Genomic DNA, 25,275 nt, shown 5'->3' with positions numbered 1-25,275 from the left:
CGCACCACCAGCACCGAGCAGGCGCTGTGCTGGACGAGCTTGGTCGAGACGCTGCCGAGCAGGAAGCGCGCGACCGCGCCCAGGCCCTTGGCCCCGGCCACGATCAGGTCCGCCTTCCGGTGGTCGGCCACCTTGATGATCTCGTCGGCGGGATGCCCGAGCTGGCAGATCTCTTCGGCCCGGTAGCCGGCCTTGGCCAGCTTGTCCGCATAGTAATGGGCCAGCGCGAGCCCCGCCTCCCTGACTTCCGGATACTTGATGAACGGCATGACGTGCGTGACGAGCACTTCGAGCTCCGGCGTCGCGCTCCGCGGGGCGAACTCGCGCAGCAGGAAGGCCAGGGCTTTCTCGGACGACTTGGACCCGTCCGTGGCCAGGAGGATGCGGCGGATCGGCCGGGGCGGCTGCTTGACGACGAGCACGGAGCAGGGGGCGTGCTGGGTCACCCGGGTGGAGACGCTGCCGAGCATGAACCGGTCCATGGCGTCCAGGCCCCGGCTGCCGACCACGATGAGCCCCTTGCGGCCGGGCGCCTGCTTCAGGATGGACGGGGCGACCGAGCCCTCGACCTTCCGGGCCTTGCCCTTGAGGCCCAGCGCGGCCAGGAGCGAGGCGGTCTCCGCGAGGACCTTCTTCGCCTGGGCCTCCATCCGCCTGATCTCGGCCTGGATGAATCGCTCGTTGCCGGCCACGACCGGCTGCACCATGAACGGCGCCCGGAGGGCCGCCGCGTCCACCGCGTGCAGCGCCGTCACCTGGGGCCGCTCCACGAGCGGGAGCCGCCCGATCCATTCCGTCGCCCATCGTCCGTGCTTGGATCCGTCCGTCGCCAGCAGTATTCTCATCATCGGACTCCTTTCGGTCTGCGATTCCTCGTGATCGGGGATGGGTGATCGGTGATGAGTTGAAGGTACGACGGCGACTGGCGACTTTGGTTCGGGTCAATCTCGTCACCCATCACTCATCACCCATTAACCCTTCACTGTTCGTATTGTGACCCGCGGGGCCAGCCGCTGCACATCCGCCAGGCGGCACAGTTGATTGCCGGGCGCCAGGGTCGCCGCGGTGCCCGCCGCCGTCGCGAACCGCACGCAGTCCTCGAACGACTTGCCGCTCGCATGCGAGAAGACGAAGCCGGCCACCGTGGAGTCGCCGGCCCCGACCCGGCTCCGGACCTTCACGCGCGGCGGGACCGCGCGGATCGCCGTTTGCGGCGAGCGGGCCCCACGGCTGCTCACGACCAGGAGCCCCTTGCGTCCGAGCGAGACGATGACGACTTCGATGCCCGAGCGGTTCAAATCCCTGGCCGCGGCGAGGATCTCCGCCTCGGTCCTCAACCGCCGTCCCGTCGCCCGCCGCAGCTCGTGCAGGTTCGGCTTGATCGCGAACGGCTTCGCCCTCAGACCGGCCTTGAAACAGGGGCCGTCCGCGTCCAGGACGGCCTTCGCCCCGCGGCTCTGCACGAGCGCCACGATCTGCCGATAGGCATCGGCGGGCACGCCCCGCGGCAGGCTCCCGCCGAGCGCCACGTAAGAATCGCGGAGCTCCAGGACCCGGAGGTGCGCCAGGAAGCATCGCCATTCCTCCGCCGAGATGGCCGGTCCCCTCGCGTGCAGCAGCGTCTGCGCGCCGCTCCGCCGCGCGCTGATGATGAGGTCTCGGCGCGTTTCCTGCGCGACGGGGGTGAAATACGAGGTCACGCCCTGCTGTTTCAAGAGATCTACGAGGATCTGTCCGTTGTGTCCCCCGATGAACCCCAGGGCCATGCTGTCCCCGCCCAGGCGCCGGATTGCGCGGGAGACGTCGATCCCCTTGCCGCCGGCGAAGAGGCATTCGGACCTGACGCGGTTGGCGTCGTCCATCAGGAGGTCCTCCACCTCCAGATAGTGGTCCAGGGCCGGGTTGAGGGTGATGGTGTAGATCATCGCTTGGCTTGTGCGCAGGCGCGGGGTGAGAGGCTCGTGGCGCGAGGATCACAGAGGGTTCCCCTAGCCCCTGGCCTCTAGCCTCGTGCCTTCTCCCCGAAGATAAACGAACCAGTAGACCAATGCCACCAGGACCGTGCCGCCCAGGACGTTGCCCAGGGTGACCAGCCCCAGGTTGGTGATCGCGTCGCCGAGCGAAATCGGAGTTGCGCTTCCCGCGGTCAGCGCGAGGCCCACCGGGAGGAAATACATGTTCGCGATCGAGTGCTCGAACCCGCAGGCGACGAAGGCGGTGATCGGGAACAGGATGGACAGGATCTTGTCGGCCACGCCGCGGGCGCCCATGCAGAGCCAGACGGCGAGGCACACGAGCACGTTGCAGAGGACGCCGCGGGCAACCGCGGCCACCGGGTCCAGCGACACCTTCGCCCGCGCGATCCGGACCGCGGTCTCGCCGACCGCCCCGTCCGCGAGCCCGTTCACCCCGGTCAGCAGCACGAGCGCGACCGTGCCGAGCGCGCCGAGCAGGTTGCCCAGATAGACCCACAGCCAGTTCCGGAGCACCTGCCCCGTCGTCACCTTGCCGGCCGCCCAGGCCATGGCGATCAGGTTGTTGCCGGTGAAGAGCTCGGCTCCGCCGACCACGACCAGCACGAGGCCCAGGCTGAACGTCATTCCGCCGAGCAGGCGGCCGAGCCCGAAGGGGAGAGGCGCGGCGCCGCCGGCGGTGATCGTCACGGTGAAGAACAGGGCCCCCAGCGCAATGAAGGCGCCGGCCAGGACGGCCAGCCCCAGCATCGTGGGGACCGGCGCGGTCGCCTTGGCCACGCCGACCTCCCGCACCCGGACCGCGATCTGCGGCGGCGCGTAGGCGTCGAACATCGGCAGCGCCACGGGCTCGGGGCGCGAGGTATCCGACGCGGAGACGCGGAGACGGGGCGACGCAGCGGTCACCGGGTCCACCTGTCGCCGCGTCCCCGTGTCGCCTGCCCTCCGCGCTTCGTATCCTGTCATCACGTAATCAAGCTCCATCGCCTCTCGCCCCGTGCCCCGAGCCCCGCGCCCGCAAGTTTTTCGACTCGCACCGCTGAGACCTTGTATTCGGGACACTTGGAGCTCTCGTCGGCGCTGGAGGAGAGGAGCGCGTTCACGTCGGTGGCCGGGAAGTGAAAGCTCGTGAACAGATGGCCGGGCAGGACCCGGTCGCTCACGGCCAGCGGGAGCACCGCGTCGCTCCGTGCGCTCACGAGCCGGACGAGGTCCCCGTGCGTCAGGCCGAGGCCGGCCGCGTCTGCCGGGTGCATCTCGAGCACGTCCGCGTCCACCACCTGCAGGATGTCGGTCCGGCGGGTCTGGGCGCCGCAATTGTAGTGCTGCAGGATGCGGCCCGTGGTCAGAATGAAGGGGTAGTCCTTCGACGGGGACTCGCCCGGCGGGAGATAGTCCACCGGCACGAACCGGCCCTTCCCGCGCGGGAAGCTCTCCCGGTGCATGAGCGGGGTGCCCGGATGGTCCGCCGCCGGCACGGGCCACTGGAGCCCGTCCGAGCGCTCCAGCCGTTCGTAGGAGACGCCGGCCAGGCTGGGCGTGAGCGCGGCGATCTCCTCCATGATCTCGGAAGGATGAGCGTACTTCATCGGATAGCCCATCCGCGTCGCCACCTCGCCGACCACGAGCCAGTCCGGCAGGACGCCGTCCGGCGGGTCCACCGCCTTCCGGATGCGCTGGATGCGCCGCTCCAGGTTCGTGAAGGTTCCGTCCTTCTCCAGGAACGAGGCGCCGGGGATCACGAGGTGCGCGAGCTTGGCCGTCTCGGAGAGGAAGAGGTCCTGCACGACGAGGAACTCCAGCCGCCCCAGCGCCTCACGGACCTTCTTGAGGTTCGGGTCGGTCTGGGCCACGTCGTAGCCGATGATCCAGAGCCCCTTGAGCCGTCCCTCCAGCGCCGCGTCCCACATGTCGGGAGTCTTCATGCCGCGCTTGGTCGGGAGGGGGCGTCCGGTGACGGCCCGGTGCCGGGCGGCCAGGCCCGGATCGTCGAGGCTCTGGTAGCCGGCGAAGTGGGTCGGGAGGCAGCCCATGTCCGAGGCCCCCTGCACGTTGTTCTGGCCGCGCAGGGGATTGATGCCGGTGCCGGGCTTCCCGACGTTGCCGGTGGCCAGCGCCAGGTTGCAGAGGGCGATCACCCCGTGGCTGCCCCACCGGTGCTCGGTGACGCCGAGCCCGTGCACGCAGAAGGAGGCCCCGCTCGTCGCGTAGCGGCTGGCCGCCTCCAGGACGAGCGCCGCCGACACTCCCGTGATCCGCTCGGTCTCCTCCGGCGTGCAGGGCGTGACGCTGTCCAGCCAGTCCTTCAAGCCCTCCGTCCTGGCGGCGATGAAGGCCCGGTCCAGCAGTCCCTGCTGCGCGATGACGTGGCCCAGGCCGTTGAGCAGCGCCACGTTCGTGCCGGGACGCAATTGCAGGTGCAGGTCGGCCAGCCGCGCCAGCTCGGTGCGGCGGGGATCTATCACGATGAGCGGGACCCCGCGGCGCACGGCCTGCTTGATCCTGGCCCCCACGACCGGATGGGATTCGGTCGGGTTCGCGCCGACGACGAGGATCAGTTTGGCCAGATCGAGGTCCTGGATCGAGTTGGTGGCGGCCGAGGCGCCGAGCACCTCCATCATGCCGGTCACGGTCGCGCTGTGGCAGACGCGGGCGCAGTTGTCAATGTGGTTGGTGCCGAGCACGCAGCGCATGAACTTGGCGAAGAGGTAATTCTCCTCGTTCGTCCCGCGGCTGGAAGAAATCGTCGCCAGCGCCTCCGGGCCGTGGGTCTCCCTGATCCGCGTGAACTCGGCGGCCAGCCGGTCGAGCGCCTCCGGCCAGGTCAGCTCCCGCCAGCCGGCGCCCTGACGGAGCAGGGGCTTGCGCAGCCGGTCCGGCGCATAGATGTAGGTCCAGCCGAACCGGCCCTTCATGCAGGCGTGGCCGTGGTTGGAGGGGCCGTCGTCGGCCGGGAGCATCGTGACGACCCGGCCCTGGCGGACGCCGGCTTCGAACGAGCAGCCGACGCCGCAGTAGGCGCAGGTGGTTTTGACGAGCTGGAGCGGCCGGCCGGCCGCGGCCATGACCTTCTCGGCCAGGGCGCCGGTCGGACATTCCTTCACGCAGGCCCCGCAGGAAACGCAGTTCGAGGACGCGAACCCAGAAGAAAATGGGTGATGGGTGATGGGCGATGGGTGGTAAAGCCCACCCGCGACCGGCCGGGCCTCGAAGCCGCGCCCCACCATCGTCAGCGCGTAGGTGCCCTGGATCTCCGCACAGGCCCGCACGCAGCGGGCGCAGGAGATGCAGAGGTCGTTGTCGAACGTGAAGAACGGGTTGGACTCGTCCCGGTAGCGGACGCGCTTGGCCGCGTCCCGGTACCGGACCTGCGTCAGGCCGAGCCTGGCGGCGAGCTTGTTCAGCAGCTCCGGCGGCTCGGCCCCTTCCGGCACTTCCGAGAGATAGAGCTCGACGATGTTGCGCCGGTGACGGAGGACGCGCTCGGTCTCGGTCCAGACGACCATGCCCTCCCGCACCAACGTCGTGCAGGAGGCGGGCGTGCCGGCCTGCCCCTCGACCTCGACGAGGCAGAGGCGGCAGGAGCCGAAGGGGTCCAGGTGCGGCGAGGCGCAGAGGCGGGGGATGACGATCCCCGCGTCCTGCGCGGCCTCGAGCAGGGTCTGTCCCGGCGCCGCCGTCACGGCCTGGCCGTTCACCGTCAGCCTGACTGGCGCGAGGCTCGGGGCGCGAGGCTCGGGGCCGGGGTGAGGATCCGATGGCCGAGATGGTCTGTTCATTCCTCGTGCCTCTCGCCTCGAACCCCGCGCCTGAACTCCGTTCCGAAGTGCTCGATCGCCGTGAGCACCGGATAGGGAGCCCGGCCGCCCAGCGCGCAGAGGCTGGCCGTCTTCATGGTCTCGCCCAGGTCGGCCAGCAGATCCAAGTCGCCCTGGCCGCCGCGGCCGGCCTGGATGCGCTCCAGGATTTCCCGCCCGCGCACCGAGCCGATCCGGCAGGGCGTGCACTTCCCGCAGGATTCGTCGGCGGTGAAGGCCATGAAGTGCCGGGCCAGCTCGACCATGTCCGTCTCGTCGTCGTACACGACGATCCCTCCGTGTCCGAGGATCGCTCCGGCTTCGGCGAAGGCGTCGTAACAGATCCGGATGCCGAGCCCGGAGGCGGGGAACAGGCTCCCCAGCGGTCCCCCCACCTGCACGGCCTTGAGCCTAGCGCCAGCGGCCATCCCGCCGCCGAACCGCTCGATCACCTCTCCCAGCGTGGCGCCGAAGGGAATCTCCGCGAGCCCCGGCTGCTTCACCCGCCCGCCGATCTGCAGGGGGATCGTCCCGCGGGACCGCTCCGTGCCGAGCGAAGCGTGCCACTCGCCGCCGCGCGCCAGGATGCTCGGCACGGTCGCGAAGGTCAGCACGTTGCTCACGATCGTGGGTTTTCCATGGAGGCCGGAAACGGCCGGGTAGGGGGGCTTCGCCCGCACGACGCCGCGTCCCCCTTCGAGCGAGTCCAGCAACGCGGTCTCCTCGCCGCAGACGTAGGAGCCGGCGCCGACGAAGACCTCCAAGTGGAAGCGGCCGTGGTCGTGCGCGAAGAGGCCCCGGAGCTCGGCCTCCCGGATCGCCTCCCGCAGGACCCGGGCCGCAGTCGGATATTCCTGCCGGCAGTAGATGTAGCCCCGGTCCGCCCCGATCGCCCTGGCGCAGATCAGCATGCCCTCGATCAGCCGGAAGGGCTCGCCTTCCATGACCATCCGGTCGCAGTAGGTGCCGGCGTCCCCCTCGTCCGCGTTCGCGACGACGTACTTGCGATCGGCAGGGGTGTCCTTTGCGACGAGCCACTTGTTCCAGACCGGGAAGGCGGCGCCGCCGCGTCCGCGTAGGCCGGAGACCTTGAGCTCCCGGATGACGGCGTCGGGCGGGAGTGCCCGTGCCCGCTCCAGCCCTTTCCAGCCTCCGTGCGCGACGTAGTCGTCGAACGAGAGCGGCCGGGTCACGCCGAAGCTGGCGAAGGTAACGCGCGTCTGCTGGGCGAGAAACGGAATCCGATCCACCGGCGTGCCGCCCTCGCCTGCCAGAATCCCGGGCAGGTCGTGTGGTTGAACGTTGCACCAGGCGATCCGCCCGTCCTTGGTGTCCCGTTCCACCATCGGCTCGAGAAAGAAGGCTCCGCGGGAGGAGGTCCGGACGATCTCGATGTCCGGCTCCCGCGTCCAGGCCCTGACCAGCCGGTCCGCCCCCGCCGCGACGGCGGAGGTGTCGTTGGAAATGTAGAGACGAGTCATATGCAGTCTCGTGAAGCGTGAAGCGTATCTCGTCGAATCCGCGAACTGCGCTTCACGTTATTGATAGTCGTCCAGCAGCGACGGCGCATCTTCCGGACTCACCCGCCCGTGGACGTCGTGGTCCACCATGACGCTCGGCCCGACCGCGCAGTTGCCCACGCAGTAGATCCGCTCCAGCGTGAAGCGGCCGTCCCCGGTGGTCTGCCCCGGATCAACGTGGAGCCTCTCACGGAGGGCGTTCAGCACCCGGTCGCCGTGGTTCGCCATGCAGGACTCGCCCATGCAGACGCGGATCAGGTGCCGGCCCGGGGGAGCCGTGCGCAGCTCCGGGTAGTACGTGAGCACGCCGGCCACGTCCGCCTCGGTCACCTCCAAGGCCCGCGCGATCTCCGGCACGGAGCCGACCGGCACGGCCCCGAGCGCCGCCTGGACCGCCAGCAGGGTCTCCAGGATGTTCGGCTGTCCGGTCCGGTCGGCCAGGGCCCGGTGCCGGTCCAGGACTTCGGCCAGCAGCGCTGAACGGGAGTCCTTCATGGACGCACCTCCGGCAGGCCGACGTGAGCCCGGAGCCGGTTGTAGTCGTAGCCGGGCTTGCCGGTCCGTCTGCTGGCCGGATCGTCCCGCTCCATCTGGGCGATCAGGCCGGCCACCAGATCGCGCGTGGCCGGCGACGCGGCGGCGTGGCGCGGCGTGTGGCTTCCCAGGGCCGGAGACGGCCGATCCGCCCATTCCAGATAGGCGGAATCGAGGAAGGCGGAGAGGAGCCGATGCTCCTCCTCCACCGGGACGACCACCGATCTGGTCGGGGGCCCGTCCTTCGTGAGGTCCACCGCCTCCCACCGGAATTCGTGAGCGGGAAGGGCGGCGGATTCTCCGAGGAAACGGAGCGAGAAGCCGAACGTTGAAGCCAGCCGGTGCTTGAGCCCGTCCAGCCGCTCGGAGGAGTCGCACTCGACGAACAGTTGGGTCCTGGTGAGGACCAGCCGCGCGACGACCGCTCCGCCCGCGTCCCGCTGCACCCAGCTCTTGGGCCGGCCCGCCTCGGCGGCCTCCGGCTGACAGTCCTTCATGCCGCCCAGGCCGTCGGCCAGGAATCGTGGCTCGTGGTGCTCGTAGAAGGCCAGGGCATAGAGCAGCGGCTCTCCCTTGGCCGTCGCGTAGCGGATGCCGGTCTCAGACTGGATCAGGAGGCCCAGCCGCGCTTGCGCCACCTGCCACATCAGCATGTAGCCGTACCGCTTCGCGAACTCCTCCCATTCGCCCAGCTCGAAGGAGCCGGCCGCCGCCTCCATCTCCCGCCGCCAGTCCTGCGTCGTCTCGAGCACCGTGCGCGCGTTCGCCGCCGACAGGACGACCGACGGGCCGGCGAAGAGCGTCAGCGCGGGACGGCGCAGCAGGCGCGTCAGCAGCACCTGCCCGGGCGCGACGGAGCGGCTGAAGGCGCCGGCCGGGACGTCGAACTCCTTCCCGTCGCCCAGCGAGCGGAGGGCGAGCAGGCCCCCCTCAGGGCCGATGGCGCGGATTTCCAACAGGTCCATGTACGAATGGTGCAGGGGGTCCAGCCAATCCCGCTCCTCCTGGGGCACGTGAGTCTCGATCACGTCCCGGAGCTGCTCGATCAGATCGAGTTGCCCGTCCTCCGGAAAGAAGTCCGCGTAGAGGTAGAGGGTGGCCAGCGCCACCTCCTCGGGCAGCGGCGCGATCGGGAGCCGCCTTGCGTATTCGACGTAGGGACGCAGGGCCCGGCCCAGGGCCAGCTCCCGCTGCAGCCGGAAGCCCGGCTCCAGCGACAGGGCCTCCAGCCTGGTGAGCAGGGACTCGTAGGCCGGGTCGAGCGGAATGGCGGAGGACTGGCCCACCCGGATCACCTCGCTCTCAGCCGCAGGCTCACTCGCGGGCTTCATGAATCTCTTCCATCACGATCGTCTCTGCGTCGAGCCAGTCCTGAAGGTCCTGCCCCTCCCGCCGGCCCCGCTGCTCCCAGAGCTCGTAGGCCTTCTTGGCGACCCGTTCCCACATCCCGTCAGGCAGCTCGATCGGAGTCTCGGCTGTCCGGGGCATCGTCGCCTTGGGTTTCGCGCATGCGGCAGGCTCCGGCTTGGCACCGGCCTTGGGAGTCGTCTTCGGGGAGGTCTTTTTCCTGGCCATAACCGTGTCTCCTTTGAAGATAGCTTGCCGCGAGTAGCTCGTTGCTGTTAGCGGCTGGCTGTTCGCTGTCCCCTGTGGCCGAATTTCGGGCTCTTCACCGTCAGCACCGGGCAGGAAGCCCGGCGCAGGACCCGTTCCGCGACGCTCCCGCTCACGACGTGGGAGAGACCGCGCCGCCCGTGCGTGCCCATCACGACCAGATCATAAGAGTCCTGGTTGATCGTGTCCAGGATCGAGTCGGCCGGCATCCCTCCCCGCACCAGGCGACGGACGGTCAGACCGTTGCGGACGAGCGGCAGGGCCAGCTCGGCCAGGCGCGTCTCCAGGGCTTCCCGCGTCTTCCGCGCCTCTCCCGCCGCCAGCAGGGTGAAGTCCAGGCCGTAGGCGACCGGCTCCATCACGTGGAGCAGCGCGAGCGGGGCGTGGAACAGCCTGGATACCTGCACCGCGTATTCCAAGGCTTCCAGCGAGCAGTCCGAGAAGTCAACGGGCGCCAGGATGCGCGTGATCGCGGGGCTGTCCCCCGCCTTGGCCTCGGCCGACCGGACCGTCAGCACCGGGCAGGGTGCGCCGACGACCGTCCGCTCCGCGGTGCTGCCGAGCAGCACGTGCTCGAGGCCGGTCCTGCCGCGCGTGCCCAGCACGAGCAGATCTGCGTGGATCTTGCCGGCCAGTTCGGCGATCCGCTGGCTGGGAATCCCGGTCGCCCGCTCGACCTTCACGGCCAGTCCGGCCTGGGCGGCCCGGCTCCTCAGCGCCTCCAAGCCCTCGTCCGTCTCCTTCTGCAAAGACTCCAGGTACAGGCGGTTGACCGCATACTCCATGTCCATGCCGGGCGGGGTCTCCAGCACGTGGAGGACGGTCAGTCCGGCGCCGCCGGCTTTGGCGAGCAGGTAGGCATACCGCTCGGCCCGAGCCGCACAGTCCGAAAAGTCCGTCGCGAAGAGAATCTCTTTAGGCAAAGTCGTCATCGTCGGCCCCTCACGGTTTCTTCGCCGTCCCGCGGGGCGGCGCCATCCTGGCCGGCAGCGGCACGCACAGGACCGGACAGCCGGCGGTTCGCACGACCTTCTCGGCCGTGCTGCCGAAGAAGATCTTTTCCACGTTGCCGGTCTGGCCGCCGTAGCTCCCCATGACGACGAGGCTGACCTTCTCGGCCCGGGCCGCACGGGCGATCTCCACGAACGGGGTCCCCTCCGCCAGGAGCCGGCGGACGGGAACGCCCTTGGCGGCGTCGGAGCGCAGCAGCCGGCGCGCGTGCAGCCGGGCATGGTGGCTGAGGCGTCTTTTTTGGGCCCGCTCCTCCGACGGCAGGGCGAGCCCCAGCGCGTTCAAAGCCTGCAGGCTCTTGGTGTCGGTGACGTGAAGCAAGAGCACCTCCGACTGGTACAACCGGGCCAAGGACAGGGCGACGCGGAAGGCTTCCTCCGAGCAGGGAGAGAAGTCCACGGGAACCAGAATCTTCGGAAACAGTACGTCAGGCATAGGACCTCCAGCGATCGTCAAGGAATCAATGGCTCGTGGTTGAATAGGTGAGCAAGGCCGATGCCATAGATGGGCACAGGCACTGGGCGCGGGGCTAGAGGCCGGACTTTATTCTCGAATCTCTCACCCCGTGCCCCTTGCCTCGTGCCGCCCGTTCGCGGGCGGAGGAGTCCTGCTACAGTCAAGGGAAACCCGCCTGTAGCGGAAGGCCACAAAAGCCGTGAAACGTGAAAGGTGAAACGTGAGAGGTGATGGCCGAAAAGATGACGGAACAAGGAAGGCAATATCCTCTTGCCCGTAACGTTTTACGTCTCACGCCTCACGTCTCACGGTTGGAGGTGGCACCGCTCTTGCTGCCTCCGGTCCATCGGGAGGCAGGAACGTCCATGACTCTGACGAAGGCACAGTGGCTGTTGGTGGGAGCCATCGGGCTCGGCGTGGCGCTGTTCCTGTACCTGGTCTTCTTCTGTCCGACGGAATGCCATTAGCAGTGGCAACGATGAAGGCTGAACGATGAACGATGAACCGGGGCACGCTCTTGATTCAGCGTTCGGCCTTCAAGGGGGAGAGGTAAGAACATGCATTGCCCACGCTGTCACGGTCTGATGCTGGTGGACCATTTCATGGACCTCACCGATGATACCGGGCACCTGTGGCTGCGGGCTTGGCGCTGTCTGAACTGCGGGGAGGTCGTGGAGCCGGGCATCGTCACCAGACGCCAGGTCAGACGATCCCGCCTGAAGCGCCTGGTCGAACGGCTGGAGGGCAAGTCTCCGCGTCGTGGCGAGGTCGTCCCGCTCGGCGTCTGACGGTTCCGGTCACTGGAGTGTGCGCCCATGCCGACCGCCGCCGATCTGATGACCGCGGCCGTGCCGCGGGCGCGCCCCGGCGACACGGTCGCGGCCGCCTGGGAGGCTCTCCGTCGCCACCGGCTGGAAGAAGCCAGCCACCTGTATCTGGCCGATGACCGGTCCCGGCTCGTCGGGCAGGTCCCGATCGAGACGTTGCTCCTCGCCGGTCTTCACGTCCCGCTCTCCGATCTCCAAGGCGATCCGCCGGTCGAAGTCCACCCGGACGACAATGCGGAGACGGCCGCCCTGCTCGCGGTCGAGCGGCATGACGCGGACGTGGCCGTCGTGGACGGCCAGCGCAGACTGCTGGGGGCGATTCCCATCGGCCGGCTGCTCGCCCTGCTCCACGAGGAGCATGTGGACGACATCCTCCGCATGGGTGGAGTGGACCCAGCCCATCCGGTCCCGATGGCGCAGGACGGCACCCTGGACGCGTTCCGCGCGCGGATGCCCTGGCTCATGCTCGGGCTCGTGGGCGGGTGGCTCGCGGCCGGAATCGCCCGCCTGTTCGAGGAAGCCCTGACCAAGGAGATCACCCTGGCGTTCTTTCTCCCGCTCGTGGTCTACATGGCCGACGCGGTCGGGACCCAGACCGAAACCGTGCTGGTCCGCTCGCTGGCCTATGGGAGGGTCTCGCTCGGGGCGCAGTTGCTGCGGGAAGGCGCGATCGGGCTGTTGATCGGGGGCGCGCTCGGCGGCCTGGCCGGCCTGGGCTTCTTGCTGGTGGACGGTCGCGGATCGGTCTCGCTGGTGCTGGCCTCGACGCTGGCTGCCACATCGCTGGAAGCGACCCTCGTGGCCAGCCTGCTCCCCTGGGGGCTCGCCCGTCTCGGCGCGGACCCGGCGCTCGCCAGCGGACCGATCGCGACGGTCCTGCAGGATCTCCTCAGCGTCGCCATCTACCTGAGCATCGCGACGGCGCTGCTGTGAATAGCAGATGGAAGCGCGGCTCGCAGGAGAAAGGCTGAAGGCTGAAAGCTGAGAGCTCGAATTCCCGTGATGAAATTCGGCGGCCAACAGATCATCGTGCCGGCCGGAAGGGCTCGGCTGAGCGGAATCCTGGCCGTGCCCGAGAAGGCCGGCGGCGTCGTGCTCTTCGCGCACGGGAGCGGGAGCGGGCGGATGAGCCCGCGCAACCGCTTCGTGGCGGAGCGGTTGCAGAGCGGGGGCTTGGCGACGCTGCTGATTGATCTGCTGACGGAGGAGGAGGCCGAGGATCGGCGGAAGGTCTTCGACATTGACCTGCTGACGGATCGGCTGCTGGCCGCGGCCGAGTGGCTGGCCGCGAATCCTTCGACCGAGGGCTTCCGACTCGGCTACTTCGGGGCCAGCACCGGAGCCGGGGCGGCGCTCCAGGCGGCGGCCCGTTCGCCGTCCTCCGTTGCGGCCGTCGTCTCGCGCGGAGGACGTCCGGACCTCGCGGCGCCGTATCTGCCGAAAGTCACCGCCCCAACCCTGCTGATCGTCGGGGGTTGGGACGAGGCGGTGATCGAGTTGAACCGGGAGGCCTATGAGTTGCTGACCTGCACGAAGGACCTGGCCATCGTCCCCGGCGCGACGCACCTGTTCGAAGAGCCGGGCAAGCTGGAGCAGGTCGCCGATCTCGCGCTGCGCTGGTTCGTTCGCTACCTGGCTTGACTGCCCCTCCCCGCCGCATGGGTCCGACTCCTCCTGGGGAGATTCTCCCCATTCTGCTCGGCTCCTCACGCTCGCACCGGAATCAGACTCTGAACCCATTGATATTGTTCGCGTCCCTCTTTGGCGACCCTATCGAGTTCGGCACCCCTCTTGCTTTGTCCAGTGGCGTTCTTCACTGTAATCCACGCTCAGGGGTCGAACCGCATCATGACGGTGCAGGCCGAGGAGTCGAAATCAAGGCAGGACGAGCCGGGAGGCCCCGGCTCGGAGGAGCCGGTGATCGAAGCGTCCGCGCTGGTCCTGCCGGTCGAGCCGGTCGAATCCCTTCCCGAGCAGCCGAGCCCGTTCCAGCCGGCCACGGGCCGCCCGCGCCGGCTTCGCGTCTTTCTGCTCCTGGCCGGGTTGGGCGCCGTCTCGATCGGCCTCTGGTTCTGGCTCTCGCCCGGCGAGCAGCCGATTCGGTTCAAGACCGCGACGGTGGATCGCGGGCCGATCGCCGCGACCGTGACGGCCACCGGCACGGTGAATCCGGTGGTCTCCGTGCAGGTCGGCAGCCAGGTCACGGGCAAGATCAAGGCGCTGTATGCGGACTTCAATTCGGTGGTCAAGCAGGGGCAGATGATCGCGCAGATCGATCCCGCCGTCTACCAGTCCCGCGTGAGCCAGGCCCGTGCGACCTTGCGGAACGCCCAGGGAGCCCTGCTCAAGGCGCAGGCGGCGCTCGCGCAGCGCAAGCTGGAAATGGATCGGATGGACACGCTGCGCCGGCAACAGTTCGTGGCCCAGGCCGACCTCGACCTGGCCCGGACGAGCTTCCGCGACGCGGCCGCCCAGGTGGAAGTGGCCCAGGCCCAGGTGGACCAGGCCCAGGCCACGCTCTCCAACGCGGAGCTGGATCTGGGCTACACCACGATCTACTCCCCGGTGGACGGCATCGTGGTCTCCCGCAACGTGGACGTGGGGCAGACCGTGGTGTCCAGCTTCCAGACCCCGACGCTCTTCATGATCGCGCAGGATCTGACCCGCATGGAGGTGCACGCGAACGTGAGCGAGTCGGACATCGGCGGGGTCACGGAGGGAAAGGAAGCCCGGTTCACCGTGGACGCCTATCCGAAGGAGCCCTTCATCGGGACGATCACCCAGGTCCGCAACTCCCCGATCAGCATCCAGAACGTGGTCACCTACGACGTGGTGATCGGCGTGGACAACCGGGACCTCAGGCTCAAGCCCGGGATGACGGCCAACGTCACGATCGTGACGGCCCACAGGGACGACGCCCTGCGGGTGCCGAACGTCGCGCTGCGGTTCAAGATGCCGGGCTCGGCCGCGGAGCGGAAGAAGGCGGAGGTCTGGACGGTCGGCGCGAAAGGGGAGCCGCGGTCGGTCGCGATCAAGCCCGGCGTCGCCGATTCGACCTATACGGAGATGCTGGAAGGCGACCTGAAGGAGGGCGATCCGGTGATCCTCGGGCTCGAAACGCCGGACGCGGCGGGACAGAAAGACCTCCCGCCCGGCTTCGGGGGCATCCCGAAACTGAGATAATGAACGGCGAGAGGTGCGAGGCAAGGGGCGAGGGGATATAAGGAACACCCCTGTTCCCCTCTCTAGCCCCGCGCCTCGAGCCCCAAGGTTCCTGTGAATTTTTTAGTGATGACCGTCCAACTGGCGTTCCGGGTGCTGGGGCGCAATCCGCTCCGTGCCGGGCTGACCATGCTCGGCATCGTGATCGGCGTGGGCGCGGTGGTCACGATGGTCAGCCTGGGGCAGGGGGCGGCCGCGTCGGTCCAGGCGCAGATCGCCAGCCTCGGCACCAACGTGCTGATCGTCATTCCCGGCGCCACCACGGTCAGCGGCGTGCGAACCGGGTTCGGGGGCGTCTCCACGCTCACGGTCGAGGACGCGAAGGAGATCCCGCGGAGGATTCCGGAGGTCTCGGCCGTCACCTACGCGACGCGCGCCGTGCTCCAGGTCGTGCACGAGAACAAGAACTGGAGCACCATCGTCCTGGGGACGACCGCGGTCTATCCGGACATCCGAGACTGGCCGATGGCCCAGGGAACGTTCTTCACCCAGTCGGACGAGGACAACGGGGCGAAGGTCGCGGTCCTGGGCAAGACCGCCGCGGAGAACCTCTTCGAGCGGGGCGAGGAAGTCATCGGGGCCCAGATCCGGATCAAGAACGTGCCCTTGCGCGTCATCGGCGTCATGGCGCCCAAGGGCCAGTCGCTCCTGGGACAGGATCAGGACGACGTCGTCCACATTCCGTTTTCGACCGCGGAGCGCAAGGTGCTGGGCACCAAGTTTCTCGGCACGGTCGGCATCATCATGGTCGCCACGGCGAAGCGCGAGCAGGCCGCCGCGGTGGTGCCGGAGATCAAGGACCTGCTCCGCACGCGCCACAGGCTGCCGGCCTGGCAGGAGGACGACTTCACGATCCGGACGATGGAGGACATCGCCAAGGCCTCGGCCGGGGCCAGCCGCACGATGGTCCTCATGCTGTTGAGCATCGCCTCGATCTCGCTGCTGGTCGGCGGCATCGGGATCATGAACATCCTCCTGGTCTCGGTGACCGAGCGCACGCACGAGATCGGCATCCGGATGGCCGTGGGCGCCAAACGCCGGCACATCCTCATGCAGTTCCTGGTCGAAGCGGTGATCCTCAGCACGGTCGGCGGGGTGCTGGGGGTCCTGGCGGGCGTCGCGAGCGCCCGGCTGGTGACGACCGTGATCGGGTGGCCCGCGATCGTGTCGCCGCGGGCCGTGGCGGTGGCGTTCCTCTTCTCGGTCGGGGTCGGCATCTTCTTCGGCCTCTACCCGGCCAACAAGGCGTCGCGGCTCAACCCGATCGACGCGCTGAGGTATGAATGACACGGGGATGGAGCGAAGGGGAGACGCGGGGACACAGTGACACGGCGAAACGGAGATCGCCGCGTCGTCCCGTCACCCCTTCTCCGCGTCGAGTTCAGAGGCGCTGACCGCTGCAAGCGGATAGCTGACGGCTTGGGAAGGAGGGCTCGATGCGCGCAAGGGGCGAAAAGTGGCTGGCGGTCGTCATGGTCGCCTGGGCAGGGCTCGCGGCCGGCCCGCCGGCTCAGGCCGGGAGCCTGGAGGCGGTCAGCGGGGAGGCCTGCTATCAGTACGGGGATCGGGAGAGCGCGCTGGAAGGAAAGACCATGGCGCTCGCGCTGGCCAAGCAGCGGGCGATCGAGAGCCACCACGTCTTCGTGGAATCCTCCACCACGGTCGCGAACTACCAGCTTGCCGACGACATCGTCAAGAGCCTCAGCCGGGCCATGCTCCGCAACCTGAAGATCCTCAAGGAGGAGGAGCAGGGCCGGAAGGTCTGCGTGGCGCTCACCGCGCAACTGGACCCGGCCGAAGTCACGTCCCTGATCAACCAGCGGGTCAACGCGAAACAGGTCGCCCAGGCCGCCCAGACCCCGCTCCTCGTCAATCCCTCGGCGTTCCGTCTGAAGGTCTGGACGAACAAGGATCCGGCCGCCTTCCGAGAGGGGGAGCGGATGGTCGTCTACGTCTGGAGCGAGCGGGACGCCTACCTCAAGCTGGACTACTACCAGGCCAACGGCGAGGTCGTGCACCTGGTCCCAAACCTCTTCGCCCAGCAGGCGTTGATCAAGGCGGGCCAGACCTACACGTTCGGTGGACCGGACAGCCCGTACGAGTTCATGGTGAAGGCGCCCTTCGGCGCCGAAGCGGTCAAGGCTCTGGCCGGCACGAGGCCTTTCGGTCAGGAGCTGGCCGAGAGCGAAGCGACCGCGGACGCCCGGAAATACCTCGACGGGCTCCAGGAACGGGTCCGGGGCATCGAGCTGCGGCCGAAAAAGCCGGCGACGGGGGCGGGCGGCGGCGCGGCCGCCGGCGGAGAGCTGGCCGAGGCCGTCGTGACGCTCACGACGGTCGAGAGAGAGTGACGATTGATTCAGAGAGTCATTGATTCGTTGAAAGGATCAGGAATGAGCATCGCCAATGGATAACTTCAGCAAAAGTCGTCGCGCAATCAATCGCTTATGAATCGTCAATCGGCAATGATTCAATCGTCAATTCTGTGGATCCTGCTGGTCGCCCTCGCGGCCTGCGCCGGCCCGTACGTGTCCGGCAAGCACAAGGAAGGCGCGGCGCTGCTCGAGGAGCAGAAGTACGAAGAGGCCATCCGCACGCTCCAGGAGGCGGTGAGCGAGGCGGAGCAGAAGGGCGACCCGCGCGCGACCGTCTCCGTCAGGAACCTGCTGGGCTGGGCCTATGCGGAAGCCATGCGGTTCGAAGAGGCCGAGCGGGAGGCCAGAGGGACGATCCGGCTGGCGGAGCAGCGGGGGTTGGATACGGCCCTCCTCTACGCCCAGCTCTCGATCATCCAGTCCAAGGCGGGGAGCTACCAGGAGGGGCTGGCGTCGGCCGAGCAGGCGCTCTCGCTCACCGCCGAGCGGTGGAAGGGGCGGGCCGGCACGTCAGACCGGGACGCGATCCTCGACTATGCGGTCGCGCACCACGGCTGGCCGCCGGACGTGGACATGCTCAAGACCGTCACGATGGCCGAGTCCTCCTCGGCGGTGCTGCAGTTTTTGCTGGGGAACGACCGGCAGGCCGTGCAGGTGGGCGAGCGGGCGCTGAAGCACTTCGAGGCCATGTCGCTCCTGATCAACCTGGCGTCGTCGGGGGAGCGGCGGGAGTTCTTCCGAGGGCGGGGCGTCGCCGCGGGCGCCGTGAGCCGGGCCTATCGCAACCTGGGCAATCAGGAGCAGGAGCAGGAATGGCTCATGGTGGCCAAGGATTCGTTCCGTAAAATCGGGATAGAGGTACAGGGAGACGAGATTTTGGCGGCCTACGCCGCCTCCGGCAAGTATGCAACCGCCGCCCGTATGACGGCCGGCGGCTTCAAACCGGACCCCCGCTACTCGGAAGCGTTCAACGAGGCGGACCGGCTGTATTTCGACGGGGACTATGGAAAGGCCGTTCCGGCGTTCCGGTCGGTGATCGAGCGGGCCAAGGGGGAGGGCAAGCCGGATGAGGCCAGCCGGGCCCTGAGCCAACTGGGCTGGCTGCTGGCCGAGCTGGGCCGCTACGCGGAGGCGATCCGCCTGCTCCGGGAGTCGGTCGCCCTGTCGCCGCAGGAGGACTTCACCTCGGTCACCTACGCCCGGCTCAGCGCGGTGGAGGCCAGGCTGGGTAGCTACGACCAGGGGCTCGAGGATGCGGAGCGGGCCTTGACCGCCCTGTACGAGCGCCGCAAGCACCTCTTCCAGGGCAAGGACCGGGAGGCGGCTATTGACGTGGCGATGAAGAATCCCGGCCTCCCGCCGGACGTAATCCTGATCAAAGGGATCACCTCGGCTGAGGGCGGCAGGACGACCATCCACTACTTCCGCGGGGACTATCGGAACGTGATCGGCCAGGGCGAGAAGGCGAGGCGGCACTATGCCGACGTCGCGCAGGCGGTGCTGCTCGCACCCGAGCGGGAGCAGATCAGCTACTTCGAAGGCTACGCCTGGGTCACGCTGATGGTCGGGGACGCTTACATCAATGTGGGCGAGATCCAGAAGGGCCGGGCCCTCGTCGAGGAATCCCGCGACTATTTCAAGCGCGCCAGGCTGAGCTTCGGCGACGTGGTCGCGGAGGGGCTCACTGCCTACTCCCACGTGCTGGAGGGGAACCACCGAAAGGGGGCGGAGCTGCTGAAAACGACGCTGGCGCGGGTCGAGGCGGACGGGCTGGAGGAGCTGAAGTGGCACCTCCGTTCGAAGTTTGCGGAGCAGCTCATCACGGAGGCGAGGCTCCTCGAATCGCGGCTCCCCTCCCTCGCCGCGATCACGGATCCGGCGGAGGGGGAACGGGTCAAGCGTGAGCTGTTTTCGCTCTATGCGGCCAAGACCGACTCCCTGTTTGTGCTGCTGGATCAGCCCACCGCCGCGCGATTCACCGGGATTCTGAAAGGACTGGAAGAGGCCAAGGACGCGCCGGCCGCGGCGACGCAGGTCAAGGCCCTCGCGCACCTGCTGAAGGAGGAAGCCTACCGCAATGACCTCGGCGCCGCGGACAACCTCGACTCGATCCGCTCCGCCCTGGAGACCGATCTGAACAAGCGCCTGTTCCAGGCGAACAAGCAGCGCATCTACGGAGAGTTGATCGTGCTCGCGACCGAGCTCTACGGGGCCGGGAAGGGATTCGAGGCGCTGGAGCGGGCCAAGGCCAGGGGGCTCGTGGATCTGCTGGCGACGAAGGAGGTCCGGTTCCGCAACGGCGCGCTCTTGCAGGAAGAGCGGGACGTCCGGGCGGCCGCTGGGGACTTGTTGCTGAAGGAGAGCCGGCAGGCGCGCGGCCTGCCGGTTGCCGCAGGAGCCGAGGCGGGGACGGACGGCGCCCCGGCCTCGGGCGCCGTCGCGCAGCTCGTGGACCGCTACCGAGGGATCGTCCTGAAGATCAAACGGGCGGAGCCGGAGTTGGCGTCGCTCGTCAGCCCGGCTCCGTTGACCTACGAGAGCTTCCGTCCCTCCCTGTCCCCGGACGTGACCCTGCTCGAATACTTTCCGGGCGAGGACCGGCTTTACGTCTGGGTCGTGGAGGCGCAGGCCTTGAGCGTGCGGACCGTGCCGATCGGCAGGCGCGAACTGACGGACAAGATCAGGCAATTCCGGCAGGCGATCGCGAACCGGGACCGGGCGGAGCAGGAGGGTCTGGCCCGCGGCCTCTATGACCTGCTCATCCGGCCGGTGAAGCCGTTGATCCACGGGAAACGGCTGGGCATCGTGCCCTACGACAGCCTCCACTATCTGCCCTTCCAGGCGCTCCACTCGAGCGAGCGGTATCTGATCCAGGACTCTCCACTCTTCTTCGCGCCGAGCGCCGCGGTGCTCCAGCACGCGCTCGCCAAAGATCGTCCCAGGGGCTCCCGGTTGCTGGCGTTCGGCAATCCCGACCTGGGCAATCCCGAGCTGGACCTGCCTTATGCCCAGGCGGAGGTCGAGGCGCTGGCGGCCCTGTACCCCTCGGCGGCCGTCCGCGTGAGGGGCGAGGCCTCGGAGGCGGCGGCCAAGGAAGAGAGCGGGCGCTACGACGTGCTCCACTTCGCCAGCCACGCGGAGTTCAGCGAGTTAGACCCGCTCTACACGGGGCTCCGGCTGGCAATGGACCGGGAGCGTCGCGAGGACGGCCGGCTGGCCGCCAGCGAGGTCTTCGCGCTGGATCTCAAGCCGTACCTCGTGACGTTGAGCGCCTGCCAGACCGGGCTCGGCGTGGCCACGTCCGGCGACGAAGTGATCGGCATGAACCGGGCGTTCATCTACGCCGGCGCGCCGTCCATCGTGGCCAGCCTGTGGAGCGTGAGCGATCTCTCGACCGCGAAGCTGATGGAGGCCTTTTACCGGAACCTCCGGACGATGCCGAAGGACGAGGCCTTGCAAAAGGCCCAGGTGGCGCTGCTCGGAACCGAGCGGTTCGGCGATCCCTTCTACTGGGCGCCGTTCTACTTGACGGGAGATTGGAAATAACAACGGTTGGGAGTGTTCATTGCATGTGTCGTCGGGAAAGGACAAGGCGGTGTGAAAGGGAAGCCAATGGATGGCAAATTGTCAAAGTGCGCCGGATACCTGGCTCAAAGGGTGAGTCGGATCAGTCTGTGGCATTTCGTTTGGATCTCCATCGGGCTCACGGAGTTTTTGGCGGCTGGCATGAGCCTCTTCTTCCACGGACGGGTGACGACCGATTATTTGGTGACAGGCGGGATCGTCTCGCTCCTGGTCGCCGGCACGATCCTCGCGCTGATCCGGCAGGCCCATGTCTCCCTGCAAGACGGCGAGGCGCGCTTCAGAGCCTTCATGGACCATGGCCCCGCGGTCGCCTTTCTCAAGGACGAGGCCGGCCGCTACGTGTATGTCAATCAGCCGTTGGTGCGCCGATTCAATTGTACGCCTGCTGAGTGGCAGGGCAAGACAGATGTGGAACTTCTCCCGGCGGAGGTCGCGCAGCGGCTTCGTGACCATGACGCGGAAGTGCTGGCCTCCAACCGTTGCTCGGAGTTTATCGAGACCGTGCCCACTCCCGGCGAAGGGCCGCGGGAGTGGCTGGTGTTCAAGTTTCCGGTCAACACCTCCGGAGGCAGAAAGTTCGTGGGAGGCATGGCCATCGATATCACCGACCGGAAGCGGGAAGAAGAGAAACTGGCCCTCTACAGAGAGATCATCGCGCATTCCAACGACGCGATCGCGATCATCGGCACGCAAGGAAATTACCTGGAACAGAACGCAGCCCATCGCTCGCTCGTCGGGTACTCCGACGGCGAGTTGCTGGGTCAGACGCCGGCGATCCATCTGGGCAAGGAGACGTTCTCGCTCATCGCCGGAGATCTGGCGAGGAACGGCGCCTATCGCGGCGAAGTGACTTCCAGAGCGAAGGACGGGCGCACGGTCGACATCGAGCTGTCGGCGTTCGCCGTGCGGGATGCGCAGAATGCGCCCGTCTGCTACGTTGGAATCAAGCGCGACATCACCGAGCGCAAGCGGGCGGACGAGACCAGGGAAAAGCTCATTCGCGAGCTCCAAGAGGCGTTAGGCCAGATCCGGATCCTGGAAGGGATCCTGCCCATCTGCATGCACTGCAAGAAGATCCGGAACGAACGTGACCAGTGGCAGGCGATGGAGGTGTATGTGGCCACGCATTCGAAAGCCGAGTTCAGTCATGGCATCTGTCCGGAATGCTTGAAGACGCATTATCCAAGACCCAGCTAAGCGCGGGGGCGTGACTCATCTGTTCGTTGAATCGTTCAAGAATGCAACGGGGGGAAGCGTATGAGAATCTTACTGGCCGTTGACGGTTCCGATCAGTCGTACGAGGCGGCGCGGGCGCTCGCGCACCTGGCGCGGGCCGAGCAAGTCGTCGTGCTGCACGCGCTGGACGTGCCCAAGCCGGCCTATCCGATGATGGTGCCGGAAGTCGCCCAGGAGCTCTACACGACGGTCGAGCGCGGGATGAAGGAGGACGGCGAGCGGCTGCTCGACCGCGTCGTCTCGATCCTGCCGGGCGACACCGGCCCGGCCGTCAAGCGCCTGGAGGTCGGCGCGCCGGCTGACGCGATCCTGGCGGCTGCGGAGCAGGAGCGGGCGGGCCTGATCGTCGTGGGTGCGCGAGGGCTCGGCCCGGTGCAGGAGATCCTCCTGGGCAGCGTGTCCCACCGCGTCGTCACGGGCGCGCCCTGCCCGACGCTCGTGGTCAACAAGCCCATGCGGGCGCTCAAGCGGGTCCTGCTGGCGGTGGAGGGCGAGCAGGACGCCGGGGCGGCCCACAAGTTTCTGGCCACGAAGCCCTTCAAGGACCCGGCGGAGGTGACGGTCCTGACCATCCTGCCCTTCGCTGCGCCGCTCTGGCCCGTGGGAATTTCGGAATCCGAGGCGCTGAAGGAGAAGGCGATCGCGAGCGCGCGGGACTTCGTGGACGATGTGGCGAAGAGGCTTTCCGCGCTCGGCCACCGGGCGTCCGGCTCGGTCACGCTGGGGGACCCGGGCCACGCCATCCTCGGCTGGGCGGGGGAGACCAAGCCCGATCTGATCCTCATGGGGTCCCGTGGCCGTCGCGGAGCGACGCGGTTGCTGCTGGGCAGCGCCTCGCACACCGTGTTGCACCGGGCGCCTTGTCCGGTGCTGGTAGTGAGATAGAAGAGGCGCGGACATGCCGGATCGAATGGCCACGGTGGCCTCCCTGCAGCCCTTCTTCAAGCCCAAGTCGGTCGCGGTCGTCGGCGCGTCGCGCGATCCGGCGAGCATCGGCCACAGGATTCTCCAGGCCCTGCTGACCGGGCAATTCCGGGGCTCCGTCTATCCCGTCAATCCCAGGGCCGGGGAGATCGCCGGCTGCCGCGCCTACCCCTCCGTGCGGGACCTGCCGGAGCCGGCGGATCTCGCCGTGATCGTCGTTCCGCGCGACCGCGTGCCGGAGGTCGTGGACGACTGCGCGGCGCGCGGCGTGCGGGCCCTCGTCGTCATCACCGCCGGATTCGCCGAAGTCGGCGAGGAGGGCCGGGCCCTGCAAAACCGGGTCCTGGAAAGGGTCCGGCAGGCCGGCATGCGGATGGTGGGCCCCAACTGCTTCGGGCTGCTGAACACCGACCCGGCGGTGCGGCTCAACGCGACGTTCTCGCCGGTGGAGCCGCCGGCCGGGCGGGTGGCGATGTCCTCCCAGAGCGGCGCCCTGGGGTTGGCGATCCTCGCCGCGGCTCGGCGCCTGCACCTGGGCATCTCCACCTTCGTCAGCGTCGGCAACAAGGCGGACGTCTCCGGCAACGACCTCCTCCAATACTGGGAGGAGGATGCGGCGACCGACGTGATCCTGCTCTATTTGGAATCCTTCGGCAATCCGCGCCGCTTCTCCCGCATCGCCCGGCGGGTGAGCCGCCGGAAGCCGATCGTGGCGGTCAAGGCCGGGCGGACGCAGGCCGGGCGCCGGGCGGCCGGCTCGCACACGGCGGCCCTGGCGTCGAGCGAGGTGGCCGTGGAGGCGCTGTTCCGTCAGACCGGCGTGATCCGCGCCGAGACCCTGGAGGAGATGTTCGCGCTGGCGGAGGCGCTGACGAACCAGCCGCTGCCCGCCGGCCGCCGCGTGGGGATCGTGACCAACGCCGGCGGTCCGGCCATCCTCTGCGCGGACGCCTGCGAAGCGGGCGGGCTCACGGTGCCGGAGCTGTCCGCCGGAACCCAGGCCGGGCTCACGGCCTTCCTGCCGGCCGCCGCCAGCCTGAAGAACCCCGTGGACCTCATCGCCACGGCCACGCCGGAGCACTATCGCCTCGTCGTGGAGACGATGCTGGAATCGGACGAGGTGGACGCGCTGATTGCGCTGTACGTGTCCGTGGGCCTGGCGGACGCGGCGGTCGCGGACGGCATCCTGGCCGGCGTCACGGCCGCGCGCGCCAAGCGCGGAGCCGCCAAACCGGTGCTGGTCTGCTGGATGGCGGAACAGGAGACGAACGGGCCGCAGAGGTTGCAGCGGGCGAAGATCCCCTTCTATCCGTTCCCGGAGACCGCCGCCGTGGTGTTGAGCAAGACCGCGGCCTACGCCGACTGGCGGGCCAGGCCCCCGGATGCGATTCCGGAGTTCCCGGACAGCGATGTCCGACGGGCTCGCGAGATCTGCCGGCGGGCGGTCGAAGCGCGGGGGGCCGGCTGGCTCGCTGCCGAGGAGACGAAAGCGGTCCTGACCGCCGTGGGCCTGCCGCTCCCTCCGGGCGGTCTCGCGAGGACGGCGGAGGAAGCAGCCGAGCTGGCCCGGCGGATCGGTTTCCCCGTCGCCGTGAAGCTCGCCTCGCACCGGATCGTCCACAAGACCGAGATCGGGGGGGTCTGCTTGGGTTTGACCAGCGAGGCCGCCGTCCGTCAGGCCTTCGCGGGCATCCGGGACCGGGTGGCCCGGGATCACGATCTGGAGGCGATGGACGGGGTGCTGGTCCAGCCGATGCTCGCGGGCGGCGTCGAGGTGATGGTGGGCGTCACGCAGGACTCGCTCTTCGGGCCCTTGATCGCGTTCGGGCTCGGCGGCGTTCACGTCGAGATCCTGGGCGACGTCCGGTTCCGCATCACGCCGCTCGCCGGCCGCGACGCGGCGGAGATGGTCCGGGAAATCAAGGGGTACCGGCTGCTCGAAGGGTACCGGGGCCACGCGCCCGCGGACGTCAAAGCCGTCGAAGACGTGCTGCTCCGCGTCTCGCACCTGGTCGAGGCGGTGCCGGAGATCACCGAAATGGATCTCAACCCGATCTTTGCGTTCCCGCCCGGCCGGGGCTGCCGCATCGCCGACGCGCGGATTTGGGTGCGTTCCGCCTGACCATTGATCACGTCGTTCTCATGAGCCCTGAGTCGGACATTCTCTCCGCCGTTGTGCTGGTAAGACTTCTTGCTTATCT

General features: G+C 68.3%; 20 protein-coding genes. 10 read left to right on the top strand and 10 right to left on the bottom strand.

Going from position 1 to position 25,275, the window contains the following annotated elements:
• The 10 genes from AB1411_14310 to AB1411_14265 form a co-directional block, all read right to left on the bottom strand.
• Window positions 1-845 (bottom strand): universal stress protein (locus AB1411_14310; GenBank protein MEW6544768.1); only part of this gene is annotated, 845 nt, incomplete at its 3' end.
• Window positions 846-971: 126 nt separating this feature from the next.
• On the bottom strand, window positions 972-1,925 hold the full coding sequence (pfkB, locus tag AB1411_14305) for a 1-phosphofructokinase (protein MEW6544767.1): 954 nt from the start codon (window positions 1,923-1,925) through the stop codon (window positions 972-974).
• A gap of 63 nt (window positions 1,926-1,988) precedes the next feature.
• Window positions 1,989-2,807 carry a formate/nitrite transporter family protein gene (locus AB1411_14300; GenBank protein MEW6544766.1) on the bottom strand — a complete coding sequence of 273 codons (819 nt, stop codon included), beginning with the start codon at window positions 2,805-2,807 and terminating at the stop codon, window positions 1,989-1,991.
• A 131-nt stretch (window positions 2,808-2,938) separates the two neighbouring features.
• The gene (gene fdhF / locus AB1411_14295; GenBank protein MEW6544765.1) at window positions 2,939-5,752 is read right to left on the bottom strand and encodes a formate dehydrogenase subunit alpha; all 2,814 of its coding nucleotides are present in this window, start codon (window positions 5,750-5,752) and stop codon (window positions 2,939-2,941) included.
• Window positions 5,749-7,251, bottom strand: a complete 1,503-nt coding sequence (locus AB1411_14290) for an NADH-ubiquinone oxidoreductase-F iron-sulfur binding region domain-containing protein (GenBank protein ID MEW6544764.1) — start codon at window positions 7,249-7,251, stop codon at window positions 5,749-5,751. The genes fdhF and AB1411_14290 overlap by 4 nt, the downstream gene beginning before the upstream one ends.
• 57 nt (window positions 7,252-7,308) lie before the next feature.
• The gene (locus AB1411_14285) at window positions 7,309-7,785 is read right to left on the bottom strand and encodes an NAD(P)H-dependent oxidoreductase subunit E (protein MEW6544763.1); all 477 of its coding nucleotides are present in this window, start codon (window positions 7,783-7,785) and stop codon (window positions 7,309-7,311) included.
• Window positions 7,782-9,155 carry a hypothetical protein gene (locus AB1411_14280; protein ID MEW6544762.1) on the bottom strand — a complete coding sequence of 458 codons (1,374 nt, stop codon included), beginning with the start codon at window positions 9,153-9,155 and terminating at the stop codon, window positions 7,782-7,784. The genes AB1411_14285 and AB1411_14280 overlap by 4 nt, the downstream gene beginning before the upstream one ends.
• Window positions 9,139-9,399, bottom strand: a complete 261-nt coding sequence (locus tag AB1411_14275) for a DUF2934 domain-containing protein (GenBank protein ID MEW6544761.1) — start codon at window positions 9,397-9,399, stop codon at window positions 9,139-9,141. The genes AB1411_14280 and AB1411_14275 overlap by 17 nt, the downstream gene beginning before the upstream one ends.
• 47 nt (window positions 9,400-9,446) lie before the next feature.
• Complete coding sequence (locus AB1411_14270; GenBank protein MEW6544760.1) at window positions 9,447-10,370, bottom strand: universal stress protein; 924 nt, start codon at window positions 10,368-10,370, stop codon at window positions 9,447-9,449.
• Window positions 10,371-10,380: 10 nt separating this feature from the next.
• On the bottom strand, window positions 10,381-10,884 hold the full coding sequence (locus tag AB1411_14265) for a universal stress protein (protein ID MEW6544759.1): 504 nt from the start codon (window positions 10,882-10,884) through the stop codon (window positions 10,381-10,383).
• A 578-nt stretch (window positions 10,885-11,462) separates the two neighbouring features.
• Between AB1411_14265 and AB1411_14260 the strand changes: the two genes are divergently transcribed.
• The 10 genes from AB1411_14260 to AB1411_14215 all read left to right on the top strand — a co-directional run bounded on the left by AB1411_14260 (window position 11,463) and on the right by AB1411_14215 (window position 25,196).
• Complete coding sequence (locus AB1411_14260; GenBank protein ID MEW6544758.1) at window positions 11,463-11,693, top strand: hypothetical protein; 231 nt, start codon at window positions 11,463-11,465, stop codon at window positions 11,691-11,693.
• A gap of 27 nt (window positions 11,694-11,720) precedes the next feature.
• Window positions 11,721-12,665: a magnesium transporter gene (locus AB1411_14255; GenBank protein MEW6544757.1), complete on the top strand. Its 945-nt coding sequence runs from the start codon at window positions 11,721-11,723 to the stop codon at window positions 12,663-12,665.
• A gap of 69 nt (window positions 12,666-12,734) precedes the next feature.
• Complete coding sequence (locus AB1411_14250; protein ID MEW6544756.1) at window positions 12,735-13,373, top strand: alpha/beta hydrolase; 639 nt, start codon at window positions 12,735-12,737, stop codon at window positions 13,371-13,373.
• A 207-nt stretch (window positions 13,374-13,580) separates the two neighbouring features.
• Window positions 13,581-14,915 carry an efflux RND transporter periplasmic adaptor subunit gene (locus tag AB1411_14245; GenBank protein ID MEW6544755.1) on the top strand — a complete coding sequence of 445 codons (1,335 nt, stop codon included), beginning with the start codon at window positions 13,581-13,583 and terminating at the stop codon, window positions 14,913-14,915.
• A 108-nt stretch (window positions 14,916-15,023) separates the two neighbouring features.
• Window positions 15,024-16,241 carry an ABC transporter permease gene (locus AB1411_14240; GenBank protein ID MEW6544754.1) on the top strand — a complete coding sequence of 406 codons (1,218 nt, stop codon included), beginning with the start codon at window positions 15,024-15,026 and terminating at the stop codon, window positions 16,239-16,241.
• A gap of 149 nt (window positions 16,242-16,390) precedes the next feature.
• The gene (locus tag AB1411_14235) at window positions 16,391-17,305 is read left to right on the top strand and encodes a DUF4384 domain-containing protein (protein ID MEW6544753.1); all 915 of its coding nucleotides are present in this window, start codon (window positions 16,391-16,393) and stop codon (window positions 17,303-17,305) included.
• Between the two features lie 114 nt (window positions 17,306-17,419).
• A complete protein-coding gene (locus tag AB1411_14230) occupies window positions 17,420-20,875 on the top strand; it encodes a CHAT domain-containing tetratricopeptide repeat protein (protein ID MEW6544752.1) in 3,456 nt (1,151 codons plus the stop codon).
• Between the two features lie 111 nt (window positions 20,876-20,986).
• A complete protein-coding gene (locus AB1411_14225) occupies window positions 20,987-22,111 on the top strand; it encodes a PAS domain-containing protein (GenBank protein ID MEW6544751.1) in 1,125 nt (374 codons plus the stop codon).
• Between the two features lie 60 nt (window positions 22,112-22,171).
• Window positions 22,172-23,035: a universal stress protein gene (locus AB1411_14220; protein ID MEW6544750.1), complete on the top strand. Its 864-nt coding sequence runs from the start codon at window positions 22,172-22,174 to the stop codon at window positions 23,033-23,035.
• A gap of 13 nt (window positions 23,036-23,048) precedes the next feature.
• The gene (locus AB1411_14215; GenBank protein MEW6544749.1) at window positions 23,049-25,196 is read left to right on the top strand and encodes an acetate--CoA ligase family protein; all 2,148 of its coding nucleotides are present in this window, start codon (window positions 23,049-23,051) and stop codon (window positions 25,194-25,196) included.
• The last annotated feature ends 79 nt before the right edge of the window (window positions 25,197-25,275 follow it).

This window comes from Nitrospirota bacterium, assembly GCA_040757595.1.
Taxonomy (GTDB): domain Bacteria; phylum Nitrospirota; class Nitrospiria; order Nitrospirales; family Nitrospiraceae; genus JBFLWP01.
Note: the sequence above shows the minus strand (reverse complement) of the source record. Positions and strands in the feature narration are given on the sequence as shown.